General features: G+C 69.1%; 17 protein-coding genes. 8 read left to right on the top strand and 9 right to left on the bottom strand.

Features of this window, described 5'->3' with window-relative positions:
• Positions 1-41 precede the first annotated feature (41 nt).
• The 5 genes from CIK81_RS10600 (at position 42) to CIK81_RS10580 (ending at position 6,047) form a co-directional block, all read left to right on the top strand.
• The gene (locus tag CIK81_RS10600; protein WP_241964117.1) at positions 42-1,142 is read left to right on the top strand and encodes a tyrosine-type recombinase/integrase; all 1,101 of its coding nucleotides are present in this window, start codon (positions 42-44) and stop codon (positions 1,140-1,142) included.
• Positions 1,120-1,470, top strand: a complete 351-nt coding sequence (locus CIK81_RS10595; protein WP_096166878.1) for a helix-turn-helix transcriptional regulator — start codon at positions 1,120-1,122, stop codon at positions 1,468-1,470. Before CIK81_RS10600 ends, CIK81_RS10595 begins: the two co-directional genes overlap by 23 nt.
• Positions 1,471-1,838: 368 nt before the next feature.
• On the top strand, positions 1,839-2,933 hold the full coding sequence (locus CIK81_RS10590; protein WP_147271634.1) for a hypothetical protein: 1,095 nt from the start codon (positions 1,839-1,841) through the stop codon (positions 2,931-2,933).
• A gap of 11 nt (positions 2,934-2,944) precedes the next feature.
• Positions 2,945-4,330 (top strand): GMC oxidoreductase, encoded by a 1,386-nt coding sequence (locus tag CIK81_RS10585; protein ID WP_096165478.1) that lies wholly within the window; start codon positions 2,945-2,947, stop codon positions 4,328-4,330.
• 145 nt (positions 4,331-4,475) lie between these two features.
• Positions 4,476-6,047: a DHA2 family efflux MFS transporter permease subunit gene (locus CIK81_RS10580; RefSeq protein ID WP_096165480.1), complete on the top strand. Its 1,572-nt coding sequence runs from the start codon at positions 4,476-4,478 to the stop codon at positions 6,045-6,047.
• A gap of 50 nt (positions 6,048-6,097) precedes the next feature.
• On the opposite strand, the gene CIK81_RS10575 is transcribed toward CIK81_RS10580, so the two are convergent.
• Positions 6,098-7,606, bottom strand: coding sequence for a polysaccharide pyruvyl transferase family protein (locus CIK81_RS10575; protein ID WP_096197599.1), 1,509 nt, complete (start codon positions 7,604-7,606; stop codon positions 6,098-6,100).
• Between the two features lie 238 nt (positions 7,607-7,844).
• Here CIK81_RS10575 and recQ point away from each other — a divergent pair, with 238 nt between their 5' ends.
• Both recQ and CIK81_RS10565 read left to right on the top strand, forming a co-directional pair.
• Complete coding sequence (gene recQ / locus CIK81_RS10570; protein WP_096165482.1) at positions 7,845-9,740, top strand: DNA helicase RecQ; 1,896 nt, start codon at positions 7,845-7,847, stop codon at positions 9,738-9,740.
• A 147-nt stretch (positions 9,741-9,887) separates the two neighbouring features.
• Positions 9,888-10,973, top strand: coding sequence for a hypothetical protein (locus CIK81_RS10565; RefSeq protein ID WP_147272351.1), 1,086 nt, complete (start codon positions 9,888-9,890; stop codon positions 10,971-10,973).
• Between the two features lie 190 nt (positions 10,974-11,163).
• Here CIK81_RS10565 and CIK81_RS10560 read toward each other — a convergent pair whose 3' ends face one another.
• From CIK81_RS10560 to CIK81_RS10525, 8 genes are all read right to left on the bottom strand, one after another.
• Complete coding sequence (locus tag CIK81_RS10560) at positions 11,164-12,519, bottom strand: RNA polymerase sigma factor (RefSeq protein WP_114311502.1); 1,356 nt, start codon at positions 12,517-12,519, stop codon at positions 11,164-11,166.
• The gene (locus tag CIK81_RS10555) at positions 12,516-12,884 is read right to left on the bottom strand and encodes a YciI family protein (protein ID WP_096165718.1); all 369 of its coding nucleotides are present in this window, start codon (positions 12,882-12,884) and stop codon (positions 12,516-12,518) included. The genes CIK81_RS10560 and CIK81_RS10555 overlap by 4 nt, the downstream gene beginning before the upstream one ends.
• Positions 12,885-13,058: 174 nt before the next feature.
• Positions 13,059-14,204 carry a metallophosphoesterase family protein gene (locus CIK81_RS10550; RefSeq protein ID WP_096165489.1) on the bottom strand — a complete coding sequence of 382 codons (1,146 nt, stop codon included), beginning with the start codon at positions 14,202-14,204 and terminating at the stop codon, positions 13,059-13,061.
• Between the two features lie 30 nt (positions 14,205-14,234).
• The gene (locus CIK81_RS10545; RefSeq protein WP_096197597.1) at positions 14,235-15,458 is read right to left on the bottom strand and encodes a heparan-alpha-glucosaminide N-acetyltransferase domain-containing protein; all 1,224 of its coding nucleotides are present in this window, start codon (positions 15,456-15,458) and stop codon (positions 14,235-14,237) included.
• Between the two features lie 162 nt (positions 15,459-15,620).
• Positions 15,621-17,339, bottom strand: a complete 1,719-nt coding sequence (locus CIK81_RS10540) for an ABC transporter ATP-binding protein (RefSeq protein ID WP_114329266.1) — start codon at positions 17,337-17,339, stop codon at positions 15,621-15,623.
• The gene (locus tag CIK81_RS10535) at positions 17,336-18,361 is read right to left on the bottom strand and encodes an ABC transporter permease (RefSeq protein WP_096165495.1); all 1,026 of its coding nucleotides are present in this window, start codon (positions 18,359-18,361) and stop codon (positions 17,336-17,338) included. The genes CIK81_RS10540 and CIK81_RS10535 overlap by 4 nt, the downstream gene beginning before the upstream one ends.
• A gap of 1 nt (position 18,362) precedes the next feature.
• Positions 18,363-19,457, bottom strand: a complete 1,095-nt coding sequence (locus tag CIK81_RS10530) for an ABC transporter permease (RefSeq protein ID WP_096165498.1) — start codon at positions 19,455-19,457, stop codon at positions 18,363-18,365.
• Positions 19,454-21,097, bottom strand: coding sequence for an ABC transporter substrate-binding protein (locus CIK81_RS10525; RefSeq protein ID WP_114305862.1), 1,644 nt, complete (start codon positions 21,095-21,097; stop codon positions 19,454-19,456). Before CIK81_RS10525 ends, CIK81_RS10530 begins: the two co-directional genes overlap by 4 nt.
• A 215-nt stretch (positions 21,098-21,312) precedes the next feature.
• Between CIK81_RS10525 and CIK81_RS10520 the strand changes: the two genes are divergently transcribed.
• Complete coding sequence (locus CIK81_RS10520) at positions 21,313-22,272, top strand: SMP-30/gluconolactonase/LRE family protein (RefSeq protein WP_096165501.1); 960 nt, start codon at positions 21,313-21,315, stop codon at positions 22,270-22,272.
• Positions 22,273-22,318: the final 46 nt, after the last annotated feature.

The raw sequence follows: 22,318 nt of genomic DNA, 5'->3' as shown, positions 1-22,318 counted from the left end.
ATAGATGCAATACTGGAGTGGTGGACATGGGCATCCGTGGAGTGTCTCCGCTTCGACAGCTCCGCAACGTGCGGGCGCTGGATGAGCATCGCTTCGTGTTCGAGGCGATGCTCTCGGGCTGGGCTGATCAGCAGATCAGTCGAGGCCTGACTGAGCGGACGATCGGCGGTCGCGAGCTGGTCGTTAGGAGGTTTGAAGAGTTTGTTGGCCGCTACCCGTGGGAGTGGTCGCCGGGGGACTTGGAGGACTTCACGACCCGGGCGAAGTCTGGGCAGAGTCCGGCGACTCCCTCGACGATCCGGGGGTATCACTCCATCATCCGCCTGTTCTGCGACTACCTCACCGATCCTCGGTACCGGTGGGCGGCGGACTGTGAAGAACGTTTCGGAACCGCGCCACAGCAGATCTGCCACGAGTGGAACACGCTCGCACACCTGGTCGATTACGAAGGCCGCCCACAGCGGCGAGCACTCACCTACGACGAGCTCGAGCAGCTCTTCGCGGTGGCCGACCACCGCGTCGAGACAATCCTTCGGCAGGGTCGAAAGGGTGCCCTCGCCGCGCTGCGTGACTCCCAGATCTTCAAGACCATCTACGCCTACGGACTACGCAGGGCCGAGGCCGTCGGTCTGGATGTAGCTGATCTGCGGCCCAACGGTGCTGCCCCGCGGTTCGGACGCTTCGGGGCGGTCGACGTGCGCTGGGGCAAGGGCTCTCACGGCTCAGGCCCGCGTCGACGTTCGGTGCTCACGCTCCCTGAGCTGGACTGGATCACGGAAGGTTTGGCCCAATGGGTCGACCAGGCCCGGTCCCGGTTCACTGCGGACTTGTCGGGACCGCTGTGGCCGACCGAGCGAGGCACGCGCGTCTCTCTGCGCTACATCGACCTGCGTTTCGCGCAGCTCCGCGACGAAGCGGGGCTGCCGCCGGAGCTCAGTGTCCATGCCCTGCGCCACACGTACGTCACCAACCTCATCGAATGGGGATACGCCGAGAAGTTCGTGCAGGACCAGGTCGGGCACGCCTACGCCTCGACAACCGCCATCTACACGTCCGTCGGTGACGACTTCAAGAACCGCATGATCAACCAAGCCCTCTCCCGGATCTATGGAGGACCCGATGCCGACGACTCCCGACTCTGACATCCCGATCACCTGGAATCTACGCCCGATGATGGCTGCGGCTGGGATGTTCCAGACGACAGATCTGATCGCACCGTTGCGCGCCCAGGGAGTGCAGCTCTCGCGCGAGCAAGTGTTCCGGTTGGTGACGAAGACGCCCGAGAGGCTGAACGTCGAAGTGTTCGCCGCCCTCTGCCGGATCCTCGAGTGCACACCCAACGATCTCATCGAGATCCCGAAGGTCCAGAGCGTGCGTCCTCGCCGAGTTGCTGGCGCTCCAGAGGCCTCCGGGCCTGCGATTGGCGAGCTTCGCCCCATCCCCGCCAAGCTGCACCGCCCGCACGAATGACCCCGCCTGGGAGCACACGTGGTCACCAGGTCGGCTGCGACGAATGTGCTCGCCATGTCGCAGCCCGTTACTCGATTCTCGAGCAGCGAATCTGCAACGCCTGCTACTCAAGACTCCGCCGACATCCCGGATCCTGTCCCGGGTGCGCTCAGGTCAAGGTCCTGGCCTTCTACGACTCGGAGCGACGCATCGTCTGCGCGCCCTGTGCTGGCGAACCTCCGCGGTTCGCGTGCATCACTTGCGGAAGCGAGGAACAGCTCACTGGATCTCAGTGCGGCACCTGTCGACTGGCCGAACGCCTCCGCGAGGTCCTCGCTGACGAGAACGGCGATATCCATCCTGGCCTCGCTAGCCTCTACGGCCACCTCATGGCTGCACGTGACCCGCGCGCGGTGGTGCGATGGCTGCGAAGATCGCCGATCGGAAAGACTCTGCGTGCCATGGCTACTGGCGAGGTGCAGATCAGTCACGACACACTCGACGCCCTCCCACTCTCGCCTCGCGTGCGGTATCTGCGCCACATGCTCATCAGTGCCGAAACCCTCCCCACGATCGACGTCCGGCTCAACGACCTCGAGATACTTGCTGAGCATCTCGTCAACGACCTCCCCTCCCACCACGCGCAGATCATCAACCAGTACTTCCGTTGGCAAGTCCTCCGCCAGACCAGGCAGCGGCGCGCGCAAAAGCCCCTGACCGTCGGCATGTTCAACGCTCGATGGTCCGCGTTGCGCAAGATCGCCTCCTTCCTGGTCTGGCTGGATGATCAGGGAGTTCAGATGGGGACGTTGGACCAGCGCTCCGTAGATCGATTCTTCACCCATCACCGCTCCCAGGGAGCGGTCGCCACCTTCCTCAATTGGGCGATCCGGCAGAAGCTGACCAGACCCCTCATGCCGCCTCATCGCCCGCAAGCTCGGCCCGCCCCCTCTGTCCCGGAGGACACCATCTGGCGGAAAGTCGATGAGCTTCTCGATGACACGTCCATCCCGTCCGCAAGCCGCATCATCGGCTTGCTGGTGCTCGTCTTCGCGCAACGGATCAGCGACTGCGTCCGCCTCCGCCAATCAGACGTCTCAGGTCACGAGACGACTTTGAGCATCACCTTCGGGCGCACGCCTCTCGCTCTGCCCGAGCCGATCGCCGAACTCCTCCGCCGCTACGTTAGCGAGCTCGAGGAACAACGGACCTTCGTCGGTGGAGGCCCCGATTGGCTCTTCCCTGGAACAACGCCCCATCTCCATGTCAGCGAAGCGATCGTCACGCTCCATCTCGCACCGCACAAAATCGATGCTCGCAGGACGCAGAACGCCCGTATCGATCAGCTCGTCCAGACCGTGCCCGCCAGCGTCGTCGCAGACACCCTCGGGATCAACATTGGAACCGCTATCAGGCACGCCGCCCGCACCGGCTCGAGATGGGGTAACTACCCCGAACTGCGAGCATCTCTCTCGGATGAATAGTGCAGCGGCGAATGATTCCTTCCCCCGGCAGCGGCGGCACCCGCATGTACGGGGCGCAGGCCTGGCGCTTCGGCCCCAAGGATCTGGCGATGGCCAGCACCTACGGCGTCCCCGAGGGCAGTTCGCTCGCGGACTGGCCGATCACGTACGACGAGCTCGAGCCGTTCTACACGCGTGTGGAGCAGATGCTCGGGGTGAGCGGGGGCCCGTCGACCGACCCGTGGGAGGGCGCGCGCAGCGAGCAGCTGCCCATGGGGCCGCTGTCCCGCTCGCCGCTGGGGTCCCTGCTCGCTGCGGCGGCCGAACGCCTGGGTCTGGGCACCCAGCCGGTTCCGCTGCTGATCAACACGCGGCGCCGCGGCGGTCGAGCGGCCTGCCTCCGCTGCGCCCAGTGCGTCGGCTTCGACTGCCCCGTCGGTGCCCGCGCCGGGAGCCACAACACCACGCTCCCCTCGGCCCTCGCGACGGGGAACGCCACCCTCCTCGGCGACGCCCAGGCCTCCCGCATCGACGTCGGGCCCGACGGTCGCGCACGCTCTGTGGAGCTCGTCGGCGAGCGCGACGGCCGCCGCTGGCACCGCACCGTGCGGGCTGATCTGGTGGTCCTCGCCGCCGGGACGATCGAGAGCGCCCGCCTGCTCCTGGACAGCGCCACCGACCAGCACCCCGCCGGCCTCGGCAATGCCGCCGACCAGGTGGGCCGTCACCTGCAGGGCCATGTCTACGGCGGTGCCAGCGCCCTGTTCGCTGAGCGGGTGGTGGACCTGCGTGGTCCTGGTGTCGACATCTCCACCGCGGACTTCCGCCACGGCAACGAGGGCATCATCGGCGGCGGGATCCTGGCCGACGAGTTCGTGCCCACCCCCTCGAGCACGCAGCGCTACCTGCGCGAGACCGGCCTGGTCGCCGCCGATGCGCCCGTCGGCTCCCCCGAGATGGAACGGGCGATGCTGCGCCTGGGAAAGGTCGTCGGCCCCGTCCAGGAGGTCACCAGCGCTGACTCCCGCGTGCAGGTGAACAGGTCCCGTCGGGACCGCTTCGGCCGGGCGATCGTGCGCCTGTCCGGGAGCCTCCATCGTGAGGATCTTCGGGGCCGGGACCTGCTCTCGTCGCGCGCCGCGGACTGGCTGGCTGAAGCCGGGGCGGTCGACGTGCGGCCGATGAGCCCGATGCGTCTGCCCACGCCGCCCAGCGGCGGACAGCACCAGGCGGGCACCTGTCGCATGGGCACAGATTCGGCGACCTCGGTGGTCGGTCCGGACGGGCGGCTATGGGAGCACCCGAACATCGTGGTGGCCGACGGGTCCACGCACGTCACCAACGGTGGAGCGAACCCCGTGCTGACGATCTATGCGAACGCGCTGCGGATCGCCGAGGGGGTGGTGCGGGCAGGCTGACCGGGTCACGCGGACGCACTACCGCGGACTCATCTCACCGTCCACTGTCCTGCGTGTCACGTCGGGCTCGGTGCCGTGCGCAGCCCGGCGTACCCTTCCCTCGGCGCACCCACCGGGGCGCCGCCCCTCGCGTCGAAGGCCCTCCATGTCATCCACTGAGCACACTGTTCCCGCCGATCCCTCCGCGACCGGCCGTGACCCGCGCCTGGACCGTCCGTGGCCGGCGCTGTGGTCGATCGTCCTGGGCTTCTTCATGATCCTCGTGGACACCACGATCGTCACCGTCGCGATCCCCCGCATGCAGTCCGATCTCGACACCGATCTCACGAATCTGCTGTGGGTGACGAGCGCATATCTGCTGGCCTATGCCGTGCCGCTGCTGATCACGGGGCGACTCGGTGATCGCTTCGGGTTGAAGACGATGTACGTGGCCGGCCTGTTCGTGTTCACCGCCTCGAGCCTGTGGTGCGGACTCTCCGGGAGCGTCGAGATGCTGATCGTGGCCCGCGTGGTGCAGGGACTCGGTGCCGGCATGATGACCCCGCAGACGATGTCCATGATCACCCGCTTGTTCGCCCCGAAGGACCGCGGCCAGGCGATGGCCCTGTGGGGCGCGACCGCGGGCGTCGCCACCCTGGTGGGTCCGATCGTGGGCGGCCTGCTGGTGGACGGGCCCGGCTGGGAGTGGATCTTCTTCGTCAACATCCCGGTCGGCGTGCTCGCGCTGGTGCTGGCCTGGAGGAATGTCCCTCGCTTCTCGCGCCGCGCCCACTCCTTCGACTGGCTGGGCGTGGTGCTCTCCGCAGCGGGCCTGTTCCTGCTGGTCTTCGGGATCCAGGAGGGCAACACCTATGACTGGGGCACGGTCACCGACTCCCTGCAGATCGGCTCCTGGGACACCGGTCTCCCGCTCAGCGTGCCCGGTCTGATCATCGCCGGCGCACTCATCATGGTCGGATTCATCGGCTGGCAGGCGCTGACCCGGAGCGAGCCCCTGGTGCCCCTGTCGCTGTTCAGGGATCGCAACTTCTCGGTCGCCAACGTCGCGATCGCGATGATGGGTGCGGTCGTGCTGACCTTGTCCTTCCCCATCACCCTGTACTTCCAGCGGGTGATGGACATGTCCCCCACCGAGGCCGCGCTGATGACGACGCCGATGGCGCTCGTCTCGCTCGGCCTCGCCCCGTTCGTCGGCCGATGGATGATCACCCACAACCCGCGCTGGATGGCGCTGGGCGGATTCGTGTCCCTCGCCGTCGGGCTCCTCTGGCTCTCCCGGATCATGGAGCCCGGAGCGTCGATCGTGCTGCTCCTGCTGCCCTTCGTGCTCGTGGGGCTGGGCAACGCATTCATCTGGGGGCCGCTGTCGCTCACCGCGACCCGGAACCTGCCGCCGTCACTCGCGGGCGCCGGCTCAGGGGTCTACAACGAGACCCGTCAGATCGGCTCCGTGCTCGGCTCCGCCGCGATCGCGACGCTCATGAACGACCGCATCGCCGCCCGCATCTCCGACACCGTCGGCGAGGCCGGAGGGCAGGTGCCCTCCGGCGGCGAGGGCTCCATGGGTGGCACCCTGCCCGAGTTCCTCCACGCTCCCTTCGCCTCTGCCATGGCCGATGCGTTGCTCCTGCCGGTGGTGCTGTCCCTGGTGGGCGTGGTCGCCGCGTTCTTCATCGGGAAGCCGGTGGACACCGGGGCGTGGGCGAAGGACGAGTGAGCTCCGGCAGGAGCTCACGCCTGCGATGGTCGTGGTGCGTGACCACCGGATCAGCGGTCCTCCTTCGAGCGGGAGACGATCTTCTGCAGACGGGTCGGGATCCGCACTGCACGCTGTGAGCGATCGGTCGCCTCCTCGGTCAGGCGCGAGATCGTGGCCAGCCGTTTCTCGATCTTCGCCATACGGGCCTCAGCCTTCCTCGCGCGGTTCTCCGCGGCCTCCGCACGGCGCTCCGCGTCGTCCAGCCGCTGGGTCAGCTCCGAGATCTGACCCTGCGTCTGCTGCTGGCGCTTGGTGGCGTCCCGTCGGATCGCGCCCTGCGCCTTCTTGCGCGCGGCGTCGCGCTCCTGCAGCACCGCATGCCGGTGCGTGGTCTCCGGGGTCTCGTCGAGCCACGTGGGTCGCACTGCCGGTGGGAAGGTCGTTCCCGCGACCTTCTGCTCGTACTCCTCACGCGCCGACTCCTGGCCGGGGTCGTAGATGTGCTCGAAGCCGTTGTCGTGGATGAAGGAGCTGAGCACCTCGAAGCGTTCGGCGTGGCCGCGGTTGAACTCGGTGAAGTCGGCGTGGGCGTACAGCTCCTCCACGGTCCGCGGATCGTGCTCACCGTCGCGGATCACGTACGGGATGGCGTGGTGCTGCGCGAGCTCGAGCGTGCGCGAATCGTGGGCCAGCATCACGCTGGGCGTTCCTCCCAGCACTCCGGCGATGTTGCCGTGGGCGCGAGCGCCGAAGGAGAACGACATCTGTGACATGCGCTCGATCCACGGGTAGGCGTCGAGGAACATCTCGGCCCGCGCCGACGTGAACTGCGGATGATCGCGCTCGAGCGGCAGGCGCGGATCGCCTCCGGGATACGGGTCCGTCGCCCAGAGCATGAGCTCCAGCGTGCCGTGCTCCTGCGGGATGTACGTGGAGCGGTAATGCCGCTCGGCGTCGTCGATGAGATCCTCGCCGAAAGGATCCTTGGTCTCCAGGTTGTACGCGATCTGCGACCCGGGGGCGAGCGTCTCGGGCACGTCGACCCGGTGCCCGGGGCCGTACAGGGCGAGCGAGGGGCAGCCCACCACCACGACGTCATGGAACCCCAGGGACCGCAGGTAGTCAGCGGTCATCTCGCCCCGCACCGACAGGGCGCTGGACCCGTTCAGCACCGCCCGCGCGAACCGCTTCACCGTCGGCTCCATCGCCTTCAGCGCCGAGGGGTCGCCGTCCAGCGGGAGCTGTGCGCCGCCGGAGAGCATGAGGAAGGGGATCTTCAAGCGCTCGAGGAACTCTGCTGTGCGCAGGAGCTGACCCTCGAACTGCGGACGAAAGGCATTGGCCAGGGGAAGGATGAACCCGTCGTACTCATCGTTCACGACGTCGGCCATCTTCGCGTTGATGCGGTAATAGTTCGCGTCGACCACGGTGTCCCGGGTCGAGAACAGCTTGTGCGACGAGGCCCCGTAGACGAGGTTTCCGCTGTTCGTGCCCAGCAGGTTCTGGTCCAGGGTGTGGAAGGCGTCCACGACGTCGAACGGGGTCTTGCCGAGCCGCATCAGGTACCGAGTGGTCATGGTGTCGCTATCTCTGGAATCGGAAGGCTTCCCGCAGCAGCGGGGCCAGACGTGCGCAGTCCGTCCGAGGGTACTGCGCGCGAACGTGACGCAGGGCGCATTCGGACTGCACACGTCGGGCATCCCCGCGGGGACCGCGGTCCGCCCGCCGGCCCCTTGTCCTCCCCAGCCGGCCGACCGTCCACACACCGCCCGCCGATGGTCACGCTCCGTCGGCCGTCCTCCTAGAGTGGGCACCATGGAATCCCTGCGCGCCGCCGACCCGATCTCCGCTCTCCGTGAGGGCGATGCCGAGCAGACGGATGCCGCCCTCCAGATCCTCTCCACCGTCTTCGGATACGACTCCTTCCGGGGCGAGCAGGCCCAGATCATCGAGCAGGTCGCGGGCGGCGGGGACGCCGTGGTGCTGATGCCCACCGGAGGCGGCAAGTCGCTGTGCTACCAGATCCCGGCGCTGCTGCGGAAGGGCACCGGCATCGTCGTCTCCCCGCTGATCGCGCTGATGTCCGACCAGGTCGCCGCGCTCGAGGCCGTCGGCATCCGTGCCGCGTTCCTGAACTCCACGCTCGAGCGCCACGAGGCGCAGGCCGTCGAGCAGCAGCTGCTGGCCGGCGAGATCGACCTGCTCTACATGGCGCCGGAGCGCCTGGTCCTGCCGCGCACCATCGACCTGCTCCAGCGCGCCGAGCTCGCGCTCTTCGCGATCGACGAGGCCCACTGCGTCTCCCAGTGGGGCCACGACTTCCGCCCCGATTACATGGGCCTGTCGGTGCTGGCGGACGCCTTCCCGACGGTGCCGCGGATGGCGCTGACGGCGACCGCCACCGAAGCCACTCACCGCGAGCTCACCGAGCGCCTGCGGATGGAGGGTGCTAAGCATTTCGTCTCCAGCTTCGACCGCCCCAACATCCAGTACCGGATCGAGCCGAAGGCCTCCCCGCGTGAGCAGCTGCTGCGGCTCATCACCGCCGAGCACGAGGGCGAGTCCGGCATCGTCTACTGCCTCTCCCGCAAGAGCGTCGAGACCACCGCGAGCTGGCTGAACGACCGCGGCATCCCGGCGCTGCCGTATCACGCTGGGCTCGACGCCCGAGTCCGCCAGGATCACCAGGAGAGGTTCCTGCGCGCCGAGGGTCTCATCATCGTCGCGACCATCGCCTTCGGCATGGGGATCGACAAGCCTGACGTGCGCTTCGTGGCCCACCTGGACCTGCCCAAGTCCATCGAGGGGTACTACCAGGAGACCGGCCGCGCCGGCCGAGACGGTCAGCCCTCCACCGCGTGGCTGGCCTACGGGATGGGGGACGTGGTCAGCCAGCGGAGGTTCATCGATTCGGGCGAGGGCAACGAGCAGTTCAAGCGCAATGCCCGCTCCCATCTGGACGCGATGCTCGGCCTGTGCGAGACGGTCTCCTGCCGCCGTGTGCAGCTGCTGCGCTACTTCGGTCAGGAACTGGGCACGCCGGCCTGCGGCAACTGCGACATCTGCCTGAACCCGCCGCGGACCTGGGATGCGACCGTTCCCGCGCAGAAGCTGCTCTCGGCACTGATCCGGCTGGACCGCGAGCGCGGCCAGAAGTTCGGCTCCGGGCAGATCATCGACGTGCTGCTGGGGCGGGAGAACGATCGCTCGCGGCAGTCCCGGCACGACGAGCTCAGCGTGTGGGGCATCGGTGACGAGCTGAGCGAGAAGGAGTGGCGTTCGGTGATGCGCCAGCTGCTGGCGCGCGGCATCGTCGACGCAGAGGGCGAGTACGGAGTGCTGATCCCCGGCACGCAGGCGGGCCCCGTGCTGCGCAGCGAGGAGACCGTCGATCTCGCCGTGGACCGCACTCCGGCCAAGTCGGCCCGGTCCCGCCCGCGGCCGTCCCGGGGCGAGAGCGGCGGCGGTTCCCGTGCCGCTGAGGGGCTGGAGATCGCCGAGCGCGAGCGCTTCGAGGCTCTTCGCGCCTGGCGCACCTCGGTGGCGAAGGACAAGCAGATCCCGCCGTACATGGTGTTCTCCGATGCCACGCTGGTCGCGATCGTCCAGTCGCGCCCGGAGTCCGTCGACGCCCTCAGCGGTATCAGCGGCGTCGGCGCGAAGAAGCTCGCCGAGTACGGCGACGCGGTGCTGGAGGCCCTCGGCCAGTAGCGCGTCGGGCACGCACCGGTCTCGATCCGGCATCGACGGCCCTCCCCGTCCGCGATCCGGATATTCTGGGCACTTCTGTCAGCGAAGTCCCAGGAGCTCCTCGTGTCTCAGCCTCCCGCGTCCCCCATGCCCCAGTACGGTGGCCCGGTGTCGCCCCAGCCACCGTCGCCGACACCGCCGAAGAAGAACCGCACGGGCCTGATCATCGGCATCGTGGCGGGGGCCGCGCTCCTGTTCATCGCCGTGCTCGTGGTGATCGGCCTGATCATCTTCTTCGCCATGCGCGGCGGCGCAGCCAGCACGGACGGCGGCGAGAACGGGGGCGGGGACACGGCCGCCGGCCCGGAGGAGCAGGCCACGACCCTGGTCACCGACTACATGGACGCGCTGGTCGCCGGGGACTCCGCTGCAGCCTTCGACCTCAGCGCCAAGAGCTCGAGCGACATCGAGATGCTGCCGGCCGAGGCGTACGACGCGGCGCTCGCGGCGGCACCGGTGGCTGACGTCTCCGTGGGGGCGCCGGTGATGGACCCTGCAGGGATCGACGGCACCGTGCCGACCACGTTCACCGTGGACGGCGAGGAGGTCTCCTACGATTTCACGGTGAGCGACTACGACTCCGACGAGAGCTTCGAGCTCGACGCTCCTCGCTGGTCCGTCTACGGACCGGACGCCCTGGCCGGTCTCGGCGCCACGATCAACGACTCCGAGCTGCCCACCGATTCCGGCACCCGCATCGCGATGCTTCCGGGCTCCTACGAGATCGCGTTGGGTGTGGACGGCTTCGCCCCGTCCGAGACCGACCCGCTGGTGTACTCGGACTTCGAGTCGGACCTCGAATGGCCCGAGGCGACCCTGACCGATGACGGTCTGGCCAGCTTCCGTGCCGCCGTGCAGAAGGCCGTGGACACGTGCATCGACCAGGACACCCTCGAGGCGGGCTGCGGTATCGGTGAGCTCCCGGCCGAGACGTCCGACGGCTACACGCTCACCGACGGCACGGTGAAGCGGAGTCTTCCCGAGGACGCTCAGCGCACGATCGACAAGATGTCCGCGACGCCGAGCTACGACGAGCCCACCTATGTCGAGGGTGAGTACATCGGCACCATCGATACGACGATGGACTGCACCAAGGGAGACCAGAAGGGCACCTGCGAGATGTTCATGGGCGGGGGCCTTGGCACTCCGAGCGTGGACATGGCCGATCCCGATCTGCCCGTCACCTGGAGCTGATCGCCGACCCGCACAGCTCGATCTCCCGAGCGGACCAGCACCACGTGCTGGTCCGCTCCGCTGTTCGTGCCTGCATCCGCCAGCATCCCGCAGCATCCCGCAGGGGCATCCCGCAGGGCATCCTCCGTGTCATCGTCGACGGCCCCGCCCCGAGGTTCGGCCGGGCCTGGCACCGTCGGGCCGCCTCCGGTCACCTCGCGCGGAGCATCTCGCGCAGCACCTCGGACTCCCCTGCACTGCCCTGCCGGTCCAGCGCCGTCCGGAAGGCCGACGCCGCGGCCTCATGCGCACCCAGACGGCCGAGCAGCTCGCCGCGGATGACATGGAACGAGCGATGGGCGTCGAGCTCATCGGCGAGCGGCTCGAGCTGGTCGAAGGCGACGGCAGCGCCCTCGGCCTCCGAGACCGCGACGACCCTCCCGAGCTGCACGAGGGCTGTGGGCCAGTGCATCAGCAGCGCGTCGTAGAGCTCGACCACCTCGCACCAGTCGATGTCCTCGTGTCGGGCAGGGACGGCGACGGCGGCCGAGATCGCGGCCTGCACCAGGTACGGGCCGCGCCCGCCCCGGGCGAGGGAGCCGATCACCAGGTGATCGGCGCGCTCGATCAGCTCGCGGTCCCAGGCCGTCCGATCCTGCTCCGCCAGCGCGACTGGACGGCCCCGCTCATCGATCCGAGTGCTCGCCCGTGCCTGCAGCAGCAGTGCCTGTGCCAGGAGTCCGCGCGGCTCCGAGTGGTGCGGCAGGAGGTCCCCGAGCACCTGGAGCGTGTGCACCGTGGAGTCGAGCACTGCGGCCTGGGCGTCGGTCGTCCTCGTGGTCTCCCCGTCGCCCGCTGCTCGCGGTCCGGCGTCGCCCCCGGCCTCAGCTTTTCCGCGCATTCCCACGGCCAGGAGCACCGAGAGCACATCGAGGACGTCGACCAGCCGACCATCGAGCTCAGCGGCACCCGGGACCCGGCAGGGAATCCTGCTGAGGCGTATGCGCTTCTTCGCCCGCGTGAGCCGCGCCGCCATCGTCGCCGTCGGGAGGTGGAACGCGGCAGCGATCTGCTCGGTGCTCAGTCCGCTCACCAGACGCAGGGTGAGGGCGATCCGGGAGGTCGGGGCCAGCGCAGGATGCGCCGCGAGGAAGATCAGCCGCAGCCGCTCATCGAGCACCACGGGCGCTGCCTCGTCCTCGATCCGTCGGACCGTCGCTGGCCCGTCGTCGGCCATGGTGCCGGCCATGGCATCGTCTCTGTGGCCCTCCGCGTCCCACACCAGCAGCGGAAGCTTGCGCTGGAGCGTCTGGGAGCGCCGGATCGCGTCGAGCGCGCGGCGCCGGGCCGCCGTGGTCAGCCAGCCGGCCCGATTCTCCGGGATGCCTTCGCGGGTCCAGGCCCTCAGCGCCTGGACGCAGGCCTCCTGGACGCTGTCCTCGGCGAGGTCCAGGTCGCGGGTGAGCGCGACCGTCGCCGCGAGCACCGTGCCCCAGTGGTCACGGTGCGCGGCGGCGACGGCCGCAGCGACGTCATCGGGGACGTCCGCGCGCAGGGCGTCGGTCACGCAGGGACGCTCCCGTGCACGCCCGCCTCGCCGACCGTCATCGGTCGCACCTCGACGCCGCCGCCCTGGTGGATGATCGGGTTGCGCCGTGCCACCGCGATCGCGGCGTCCAGATCGGGCACCTCGATCACGTAGAAGCCCACGATCACCTCGTCCACCTCCACGAATGGTCCGTCCACGAGGCTGTCCGCCCGGATCGAGGTGGTCGCGTCATGATCCTCGAGCGGGCTGCCGAAGATCATCACCCCCTCGTCCAGCAGCTCCTTGCCGTGGGCATCGTGCTCGGCCATCTCGGCCTGCAGCTGCTCGGGATCGGTCGTGGCCTGGCTGGTGGGGTGGTACAGGAACACGGTGTAGCGAGCCATCGGGATCATCCTCCTCAAGGGACGGCGTCTCTCGCCGTCCTCATCCTGATGTCGAACGGGATCGACAGGATCGACAGGACCAGCAGGACCGGCAGGACCAGCAGGACCGGCAGGACCAGCAGGGCCTGAAGGACCAGCAGGACCGGCAGAATCTGAAGGGCCCTGCGGAGGGCCTCAGTGCACCCCGGCCGGGAAGTCCGCCGGCTCGCCGGGCTGCCCGCCCTCGGAGAGGTCGATGCCGTAGTCCGCGGCGAAGCGCAGCTCGGTGCCCGCATAGACCTCCTCGACGCTCTGATCGAGGTGGAAGACGCGAGCTCCGCGCAGGCGGTGGTCCTCGGCGCCGCCCAGTCCGTAGGCCCCGAACCCGGTGCCGGGACCGTAGCCGAGCTGGATGCCGTAGTAGTCGCCCACGTAGGTGTTGATGTGGTCATGCCCCACGAACAGGCCCTTCACGTCGCCGCGCTGCAGCAGAGCGGCGAACATGCCGGAGTTGAAGGGCCCCGTACACTCGTCCTCGTTGCGCTCCCCCACCAGGGAATGCTTCGCGACGGCGCGGTCATGATCGTCCGGCGTACGCGAATCGACGCTCGCGAACCACATGAAGCGGTGCTCCCACAGGGCGATGTGCTGGAACACGAGCCCCGGCACGCGCGCGGCATTCCTGCGCTCAAGCTCCTCGGACGCACGCACGTACCACTGCACCTGATCCGGGCGCAGCCAGTCCCAGGACGGGTAGCCCTCGAAGTCCTGGCCGGCGATGGTCTCGGGCGCGTAGCGGCCGGAATCCAGCAGCCAGAGGGCGAAGGCGTCGCGGGTGCCGTCCGCTGAGCGCACCGGCAGCACCTGGTTGCCGGTTCCGGTCACGTCCCGTGCGCCGACGGTGTTCACGTTGTGCGGATACTGCTGCACGAAGGTCAGGTAAGCGGCCTCGTCCAGGCCGGTGGCCGCGCTCGAATCCTCGTCGTGGTTCCCGAAGGTGAGCGCCCACGCGATCCCGCGGTCCTCCATCGGTCGCACGACGTTGTTGATCGCCTGCTTCGCCTCGAGCGCGGTGGTGGGCGACCCGTCGATGACGTCGCCGTTGATGACCACCACGTCGGGCCGCACGTCGTCCAGCACGGCCTCCTGCAGGGCGATGGTCCGCTGGTCGGTGCGATGGCCGTCCTGGGTGTCGTTGAACTGGACGACGGTGAAGGTGCCGTCGTCATGGAAGGAGAGCTGATTGCGCACGATGCCTTCGCTCGGTCGAGGGGGCCGCTCCGGTGGGGCCGCCGGGGCGGGATCGGCCCCGGCGGTGCCCATCATGCCTGCTGCGGTCATCCCTGTCGCGGTGAAGTCCGCGACGCTGCCTCATGCGGGCACCACCCGTCGGCCGATGCGGGCCAGCAGCGCTTCCAGCGGTCCGCGGCTCCCTCGCCGGGCGAGCACCGCCCCGACTGCGACGACGAGCAGCAGGTGCACGCCGAGCACTCCCATGCCCGCGACGTACCAGGGCATCGTGGTCAGCTCCCCTCCGGAGAGGACGACTGCGGCGATCAGGCCGACGGAGGTGAGCAGCACGTGGAGCACGTACAGGCTCAGCGGCGCGGCCCCGGCGCTGCGCAGGATGCGCGCGGAGCGCCTCACGAGATGCCGTCCCGGAGGCAGCAGCCAGATCGCCGAGGCGATCAGGGCGACGGCGACACCGCCGGTGGCGAGCATGTCTCCCAGCGTCCCGGTGTGGGGCGCCGCCATGTACCAGGCACCCTGGGTGGACGCACCGAGCATCCGGGCGACCAGCGGAAGAGCGTGGCCGAGCAGCGCTGCCAGGACCCCGATCGCGGCGATCCGCCGGGCGGAGCACCGCACCTGCCCGGTCTGCTGGGCGTGCAGGAGACGGCGCATCAGCATCATCCCGAGCACGAGGTACGGCACCCAGGTGATCAGCGGGTACTGGCCGGTCAGAATGATGCCACGCAGCACCCCGATCGGGTCGTCGAGGCTGAGCAGGGTCACGGTGCCGAACTCGACAGGTCCCGGCACGCTCTGCGCCAGGGGATGACCTGCTGCCGCGAGCAGCACCAGGGGCGCCACGAGCGCTCGGCTGGGCACCAGGAGCAGGGGTGCCGTGAGCATCATCGCCAGCCCGAACGGCACCAGCACCACCATCACGGACGAGGGCAGCAGCTCCAGCAGCAGGCCGATCGCCACCACGCAGGCACCGCGCACCAGGACCGAGAGGACGGCCCCACGACGGTCACCGATCTCCAGCCGACGCCGGGTCGCGAGCACGAGGCTGCAGCCTCCGATCACGGCGAACAGGGTCGAGGAGGTGCCCTCGGTGAGCACGTGCGCGACCTGGGCGAGCAGTGCCTGGATCCCGTCGGCGTCGGGCACGAGCGCCAACGGCGCCAGCAGGTGCGCGGTCATCATGCCGACGATCGCGAGCAGACGCACCAGATCGAGGGCTTCGATCCGGGTCGCCGCGCGCTCGTGGGCAGGCTGGTGGTCGGGTGCGCGGGCGGAGTCGCGGACCGGCGCGAGCGCGGTCGCGGAGCCGCCGCGAGGAGCAGGAACGGGCGAGTTCGATGTCATGCCCCCAGCGTTCCGCTGCGGGCGATCCAGCGCGTCGGCGCACGGGTCGATCCTCTGTCCCCCTGCAGGGGGAGAGCGCGGCCCCCTACCAGGTCATACCGCAGTGGGAGCGGAGCGGAATCGATGTTGCCGTCGGCGTCGCGGCCGCCGCCCCGCCCCCGGTCAATCCGTCGCCCCGCGTCCCCACTCGCGCTGGAACGCCTCGCGACGCTTCGCCTGCTCCACCGGGTCCGGTACCGGCAGCGAGGCGATGAGTCGGCGGGTGTAGTCGTGCTGCGGGCGCTGCAGGACGTCGGGCCCGTGACCGTCCTCGACCAGCTCGCCGCGCAGCAGCACCCCGATCCGGTGGGCGAGCGAGTCCACCACGGCCAGATCGTGGCTGATGAACAGCGCCGCAAAGCCCAGGCGCGCCTGCAGGTCCCGGAACAGGTCGAGCACCGTGGCCTGGACGGACACGTCCAGGGCGCTGGTCGGCTCGTCGGCGATCAGCAGCTCCGGATCCAGCACCAGGGCGCGGGCGAGGGAGATGCGCTGGCGCTGACCGCCCGAGAGCTCGTGCGGGTACCTCGTCGCGTACGCGGCCGGCAGCTCGACGGACTCCAGCAGGGAGCGCACCTGCTGCGAACGCTGGGTCGTCGTCTGGCCCGGCTCGTGCACGACGAGCGGCTCGGCGATGCACTCCTCGATCGTCAGGTGCGGGTTGAACGAGGTGGCCGGGTCCTGGAACACGAACCCGATCCGCCGACGCACGGGCTTGAAGTCCTTCTCCCGCACCCCGTTCATCTGGTGCCCGAGCACCTGGAGGCTCCCTCCAGTGGCCCGCTCGAGACCGGCGATGGTGCGGCCGATGGTGGTCTTGCCGGAGCCGGACTCCCCCACCAGCCCGTACACCTCACCGGCGCGGATGGAGAAGTCCACTCCTTTGACGGCACGGAACGGAGCGCGTCCCAGGCGACCCGGATACTCGATGACCAGGTCCTTCGCGACCACGACCGGGGCAGCGTCCTCGATCTCCTGCTGCTGCTGCGTGCTCAGCGCCGTCCAGGCCGATCGGCGCCCCAGGTGCGGCACCGCGGCGAGCAGCTTCTGCGTGTACTCCCGGCGAGGATTCGCGAACAGCTCCTGCACCCCGGCGCGCTCGATGATCGACCCGCGGTACATGACCGCCACCGAATCGGCGAGGTCGGCGACCACACCCATGTTGTGGGTGATGAGGATGACCGAGGTGCCGAAACGGTCGCGCACATCGCGCAGCAGCTCGAGGATCTCGGCCTGCACGGTGACGTCCAGGGCGGTGGTGGGCTCATCGGCGACGATCAGCTCCGCCCCCAGCGCGAGCGCCATCGCGATCATGATGCGCTGCTTCTGCCCGCCGGAGAACTCGTGCGGGTAGCGATCGATGCGCTCTGCCGGATCGGGGATGCCCACGGACTCGAGCGCCGTGATCGCCTCGGCCCGGATCTCCTTCCGGGTGATCTTGGGGCGGTGGGCCTTCAGCCCCTCCCCGATCTGCCACCAGATGGGGAAGACGGGATTCATGGCGCTCGAGGGCTCCTGGAAGATCATCGAGACGTCCTCGCCCCGGAGCTCCCGGAGGCGCCTGCCGCTGAGTCCCACCACATCGGTGCCGGAGACCAGGATCGCTCCGGAATCCTCCGCCGTCTCGGGCAGCAGCCCGAGGATCGAGCGGGCGGTGACGGACTTGCCGGAGCCGGATTCTCCGACGATCGCCAGGATCTCCCCGGGGGCGACGCTGAGGCTCACCCCGTCGACCGCGTGGACGTCGCCGCCGTCCGTCGCGAAGTGGATGTCGAGATCGGTGATCTCCAGGCGGGCCGTGCCCGGTTCCGGGCTGCGGGTGTCGCTGCGCGTCTCGCTCATGCCGCCACCTTCTTCTGCGCGCGCGAGCGCTTCTTGCGGGTGCGCAGGCGCGGATCGTTGAGATCGTTGATGGATTCGCCGACGAGGGTCACGCCGAGCACGGCGGCGACGATCGCGAGGCCGGGGAACATCCCGGTCCACCAGATCCCGCTGGTCGCGTCGCTCATGGCGCGGTTGAGGTCGTAGCCCCACTCGGAGGCGCTGGTCGGTTCGATGCCGAAGCCCAGGAACCCGAGGGCGGCCAGCGTGAGGATCGCCTCGGAGGAGTTCAGCGTGAAGATCAGCGGCAGGGTGCGGGTGGAGTTGCGCAGCAGGTGCGTGCCCATGACGCGCCGATGCCCGGTGCCGATCACCTTCGCGGCCTCCACGAACGGCTCGGCCTTCAGCCGCACCACCTCCGCGCGGATCACCCGGAAGTACTGCGGGACGAACACGACGGTGATGGAGATGGCGGCGGCGAGGATGCCGCCCCAGGCACCGGACTGGCCGCCGGAGATCACGATCGACATGACGATCGCGAGCAGCAGCGAGGGGAAGGCGTAGATCGCGTCGGCCAGCATCACCAGCACGCGGTCCAGCCAGCCGCCCACGTAGCCGGACAGCAGGCCCAGCGCGACCCCGAGGAACAGGGAGGCCACGACGGCGCACACCATCACGGCGACCGCTGTGCGGGTCCCCCAGATCACGCGCGAGAGCACGTCGAAGCCGGTCACCGTGGTGCCCAGCAGGTGCTCGGCCGACGGCGGCTGCTGCCCGCCGAACTTCACGCCGTCGACCCCGGTGTCCGCGAAGCCGTAGGGCGCGAGCAACGGGGCGAACAGGGCTGTGAGCAGCAGGCCGATCACGAGGACGAGCCCCGTGACGAGCATGCCGCGCTGCAGGCCGACGCTGCGGCGCAGGTGGCTGACCACGGGCAGCCGCAGGTACCACGGAGAGCGCGCGGTGGCCGCGACGGTCGCCGATTCGACGGAGAGGTCGTCGGCGCCGCCCTCGCCGGGAGGAACAGGGTTCGAGAGCGTCATGTCAGTACCTCACTCGGGGGTCGATGAGGGCGGCGACCACGTCGACCACGAAGTTCGACAGGGCGACGATGACCGCGAGCATCATGACGATGCCCTGCACGGCCACGTAGTCGCGGGCCTTCATGTACTCCGCGAGCATGTAGCCCAGTCCGTTCCACTCGAAGGTGGTCTCGGTGAGCACGGCTCCGCCCAGCATCATGGCGATCTGCATGCCCATCACGGTGACGATCGGGATCAGTGCCGGTCGCAGGGCGTGGCGGGTGGTCAGGCGGGCTTCGGAGACGCCCCGGGAGCGCGCGGAGTCGATGTACTGCATCTCCAGCGTGCCGATCATGTTGGTGCGCACCAGGCGCAGGAAGATGCCCCCGGTGAGCACGCCGAGCGCGATCGCCGGCAGCACGGCATGGCCGGCCACGTCCATCAGCACGTCCATCCGGCCCAGGCGCAGCGCATCGAGCAGGTAGAACGGCGAGGGGTTGAGGATCGTGCCCATCGTGAGCTCGCCGCGGGTCGAGATCCTCCCTGCCACCGGCAGCCATCCCAGGCCCACGGAGAACACGAGCTTCAGCAGCAGGCCCACGAAGAACACGGGTGTCGCATAGCCGAGGATCGCGACCACGCGCAGCACGGCGTCCGGCCACCGGTCACGGGTGCGCGCGGCGATCATGCCCAGAGGCACACCGGCGACCAGTGCGACCACCACGGCGTAGACGACCAGCTCGAAGGTGGCGCCGCCATAGGTCGTGAGGATCTCCGAGACCGGGGTGCGGTCGGTGTAGGACATGCCGAAGTCGCCGTGCAGCACGCCGCCGAGGTAGTCGAAATACTGCACGATCAGCGGCCGGTCGTAGCCGGCCTCGGCGCGTCGCTGCGCGAGCTGATCAGGGGTGAGGCGGCCGCCGAGGGCCGCCGTGATCGGGTCGCCGGTGATCCTCATCAGGAAGAACACGACCGTCATCAGGATGAACACGGTCGGGATGATGAGGAGGAAGCGGACCAGGATGTAGCGGCCGAGACCCCCGCCGGCCCGTCGGCGTGGACGCGCCGCGGGGCTGGCGGGGGTGTTCTCGACCTCGGTGTCGAGACCCGTGGTCACTTGCTGAGCGGCGAGAGACGGAACTTGAACGAGGAGTCCAGGGTGACTCCCTGCACGTCGGCCGTGGAGACGGCGATCTGCGCGCCCTGCAGCAGCGGCAGGGTCGAGATCTCGTCGGACACGATGTCCTGGATCTTCACGAACAGCGCTTCGCGCTCGTCGGGGTCCTCGGTGCCGCGCTGCTGGGCGACCAGTTCGTTGACCTCATCGTTGCTGTAGTGGTTCACCAGGAAGTTGTCCGTGACGAAGAACGGCGTGAGGTAGTTGTCCGCGTCCGAGTAGTCGGGGAACCAACCCAGCTGGTAGGCGGGATACACGTCGGTGGTGCGGTCGGTGGAGTACTGGACCCACTCGGTGGACTGGAGATCCACGACGAACAGCTCGTCGGCCTCGAGCTGGGACTTCACCGCCGCGTACTCGTCGCCTGAGGAGTTCCCGTAGTGGTCGGGGTTGTACTGCAGGCTCAGCTTCACCGGGATCTCGACGCCCGCGTCCTCGAGCCGCTTCTTGGCCTTGGCGGCGTCGGGCCCGCCCTCGCCGTCGCCGTAGAGGTCCTGGAACTGGGTGCCGTTGCCGGGAAGGCCCTCGGGGATGTACGAGAACAGCGGGGTGTAGGTGTCCTTGTAGACCGAGGTCGCGATGGCCTGACGGTCGATGAGGTCGGCGGCGGCCTGGCGCACGGCCTTGGACTTCGCCGGGTCGGCGTCCTCCGTCTTCGCGCCATAGGGCATCGTGTCGAAGTTGAACACGATGTAGCGGATCTCGCCGCCGGGTCCGTCATGGACCGCCACGGCGTCGTCCCCGGAGAGGTCCTCGATGTCGGTCGCGGACAGCGAGCGCCAGACGCAGTCGATGTTGCCCTGCTGGATGTCCAGCTTCATGTTGTTCTGGTCGGCGTAGTAGGACATCGACACCTTGGAGGTGGCGGGCGTGCCGAACAGCCCCTTGTAACCCTCGAAGGCCTCATACGAGACCAGCTCGTTGAGCTTCCAGCTGGTGATCTGGTACGGACCGCAGAACGCCTTCCCGGAGACGATCTCGCCATCGGGGAGCACCTCGTCGGCCGGGAAGACCTCGGCGTCGACGATGGGCCCGGCCGGGCTGCACAGGACGTACGGGAAGGTCTGGTCGTTGGGCTCCTTGAGGTGGAACTCGACGGTCAGGTCGTCGACGGCCTCCACCTTCTCGAGATTCCCCAGCAGGCTCGAGGGGCCGTTGGGGTCGGCGATCGCGAGCTGGCGATCGAAGGTGTGCTTGACGTCCTCGCTGGTGAGCTCGTTGCCGTTGGCGAAGGTCAGCCCCTCTTGGAGCGTCACGGTGTAGACGTTCTCGCTCGTGAACTCGGCGGACTCGGCGAGGTCGGGCTCGGGCTTGCCGTCCTCGGAGCCGATCTTCGTGTTCATGAGGTAGCCGTAGACCTGGGTCCATACGGTCGAGGAGCCGTTGTCGTAGGCGGCTGCCGGGTCCAGGGCGGTGGCCTTGTCGGTGGTGCCGACGGTCAGGGCCCCGTCGGCACCGCCTCCGCCGCCGCCCGAGCCGCCGTCGTCCGTGGTCTGGGCGCAGGCCGACAGCAGGACGGGGACCCCGGCGAGCGACAGGAGCATCGTGCGTCGCTTGGGGGTGAACGCGGCATCGAACATGAGTTCCTCCAGGGGAATGGGACTGTCCGCGGGGATCACGGCACTGTGAAGCTGGGACGCCGCCGTGTGTGAGGCAGCGCACCGAGGCGTGCTCAGCAAGGTACCAGCGACACCGAGCCACGTCGCCCTCCACGACGGAAAACGCGATCCCGTCATGGAACCGTGACGTGAGCGGGGGTAGCATCGCTGATCCGCGAGCGATCGAAGGAGATCCCATGCCCGAGCATCCGTCGGCCCCGCACCACCTGGTGGAGGAGGGCGCACGGCTCGAGCGCGTCGCCACGGGCGCCACCTGGGCCGAAGGGCCCGTCTGGCTGCCGCGCCGTCGTGCCGTGCGCTTCAGCGACATCCACACCAACCGGATCCTGGAGTACTCGGAGGAGACCGGAGAGCTCACCGTGGTCAGCGACGACGCGGAGTACACCAACGGCCGCACGCTCGATCTGGACGGGCACGTCGTGGAGTGCTCGCACGGCCGGCGCGCGGTCCAGCGCGATACCGCCGTCGGCCCCGGGGACGCGCACCGCCCGATCACTCTCGTCGAGCGCTTCGGCCGCGCGCGCCTGAACTCCCCCAACGATGTCGTGGTGGCATCCGACGGGGCGATCTGGTTCACCGACCCCGCCTACGGCATCAAGCGCCCCGTCGAGGGCCACGCCGGGGACGAGGAGTACGGGGACCGCTATGTGTTCCGCTATGACGAGGAGGCCGACGTCCTCACTCCCGTCGTGATCGACGTGGAGGCGCCCAACGGCCTCGCCTTCTCCCCCGACGAGTCCCTGCTCTACGTCGCCGACTCCTCACTCTCCCCTGCTGATCCCGACACCACCGATACGGCGCGACCGCGCGACCACTCGATCCACGTGTACGACGTCGTCGAGGGCCGGCACGCGAAGAACGGGCGGCCCCTGGTCGAGGTCTCCCCCGGGCTCCCCGACGGGATCCGGGTCGACGTGGAAGGACGGATCTGGAGCTCGAGCCTGTCCGGCGTGCAGGTGTTCACCCCGGACGGCGAGCGCCTGCTGGACCTCGCCGTGCCCGAGAAGACCGCGAACCTGTGCTTCGGCGGGGACGACGGCCGCACCCTCTACATCGCGGCGTCCTCGAGCCTGTACCGGATCCGCACCACCACGACGGATGCCAGCACGGCCGCACGGGGCAGGGCGAGCCGCTGACCGGGAGGCTCGGCCCTTCCCGGAACTCGTGGGGTGCCTGGCGTCC

Source organism: Brachybacterium sp. JB7 (genome assembly GCF_003335205.1).
Classification (GTDB): Bacteria; Actinomycetota; Actinomycetes; order Actinomycetales; family Dermabacteraceae; genus Brachybacterium; species Brachybacterium alimentarium.
This window is presented reverse-complemented; position numbering and strand designations above follow the sequence as displayed.

Excerpts from the sequence above, each read along its gene's own strand:
- CIK81_RS10590 (WP_147271634.1), top strand. The coding sequence starts at position 1,839 with ATGGCTGCACGTGACCCGCGCGCGGTGGTGCGATGGCTGCGAAGATCG.
- CIK81_RS10575 (WP_096197599.1), bottom strand. The coding sequence starts at position 7,606 with ATGACCACTCGGTACCTGATGCGGCTCGGCAAGACCCCGTTCGACGTC.
- CIK81_RS10540 (WP_114329266.1), bottom strand. The coding sequence starts at position 17,339 with ATGAGCGAGACGCGCAGCGACACCCGCAGCCCGGAACCGGGCACGGCC.
- CIK81_RS10535 (WP_096165495.1), bottom strand. The coding sequence starts at position 18,361 with ATGACGCTCTCGAACCCTGTTCCTCCCGGCGAGGGCGGCGCCGACGAC.
- CIK81_RS10585 (WP_096165478.1), top strand. The coding sequence starts at position 2,945 with ATGATTCCTTCCCCCGGCAGCGGCGGCACCCGCATGTACGGGGCGCAG.
- CIK81_RS10550 (WP_096165489.1), bottom strand. The coding sequence starts at position 14,204 with ATGACCGCAGCAGGCATGATGGGCACCGCCGGGGCCGATCCCGCCCCG.
- recQ (WP_096165482.1), top strand. The coding sequence starts at position 7,845 with ATGGAATCCCTGCGCGCCGCCGACCCGATCTCCGCTCTCCGTGAGGGC.
- CIK81_RS10520 (WP_096165501.1), top strand. The coding sequence starts at position 21,313 with ATGCCCGAGCATCCGTCGGCCCCGCACCACCTGGTGGAGGAGGGCGCA.
- CIK81_RS10580 (WP_096165480.1), top strand. The coding sequence starts at position 4,476 with ATGTCATCCACTGAGCACACTGTTCCCGCCGATCCCTCCGCGACCGGC.
- CIK81_RS10525 (WP_114305862.1), bottom strand. The coding sequence starts at position 21,097 with ATGTTCGATGCCGCGTTCACCCCCAAGCGACGCACGATGCTCCTGTCG.
- CIK81_RS10595 (WP_096166878.1), top strand. The coding sequence starts at position 1,120 with ATGCCGACGACTCCCGACTCTGACATCCCGATCACCTGGAATCTACGC.
- CIK81_RS10555 (WP_096165718.1), bottom strand. The coding sequence starts at position 12,884 with ATGGCTCGCTACACCGTGTTCCTGTACCACCCCACCAGCCAGGCCACG.
- CIK81_RS10545 (WP_096197597.1), bottom strand. The coding sequence starts at position 15,458 with ATGACATCGAACTCGCCCGTTCCTGCTCCTCGCGGCGGCTCCGCGACC.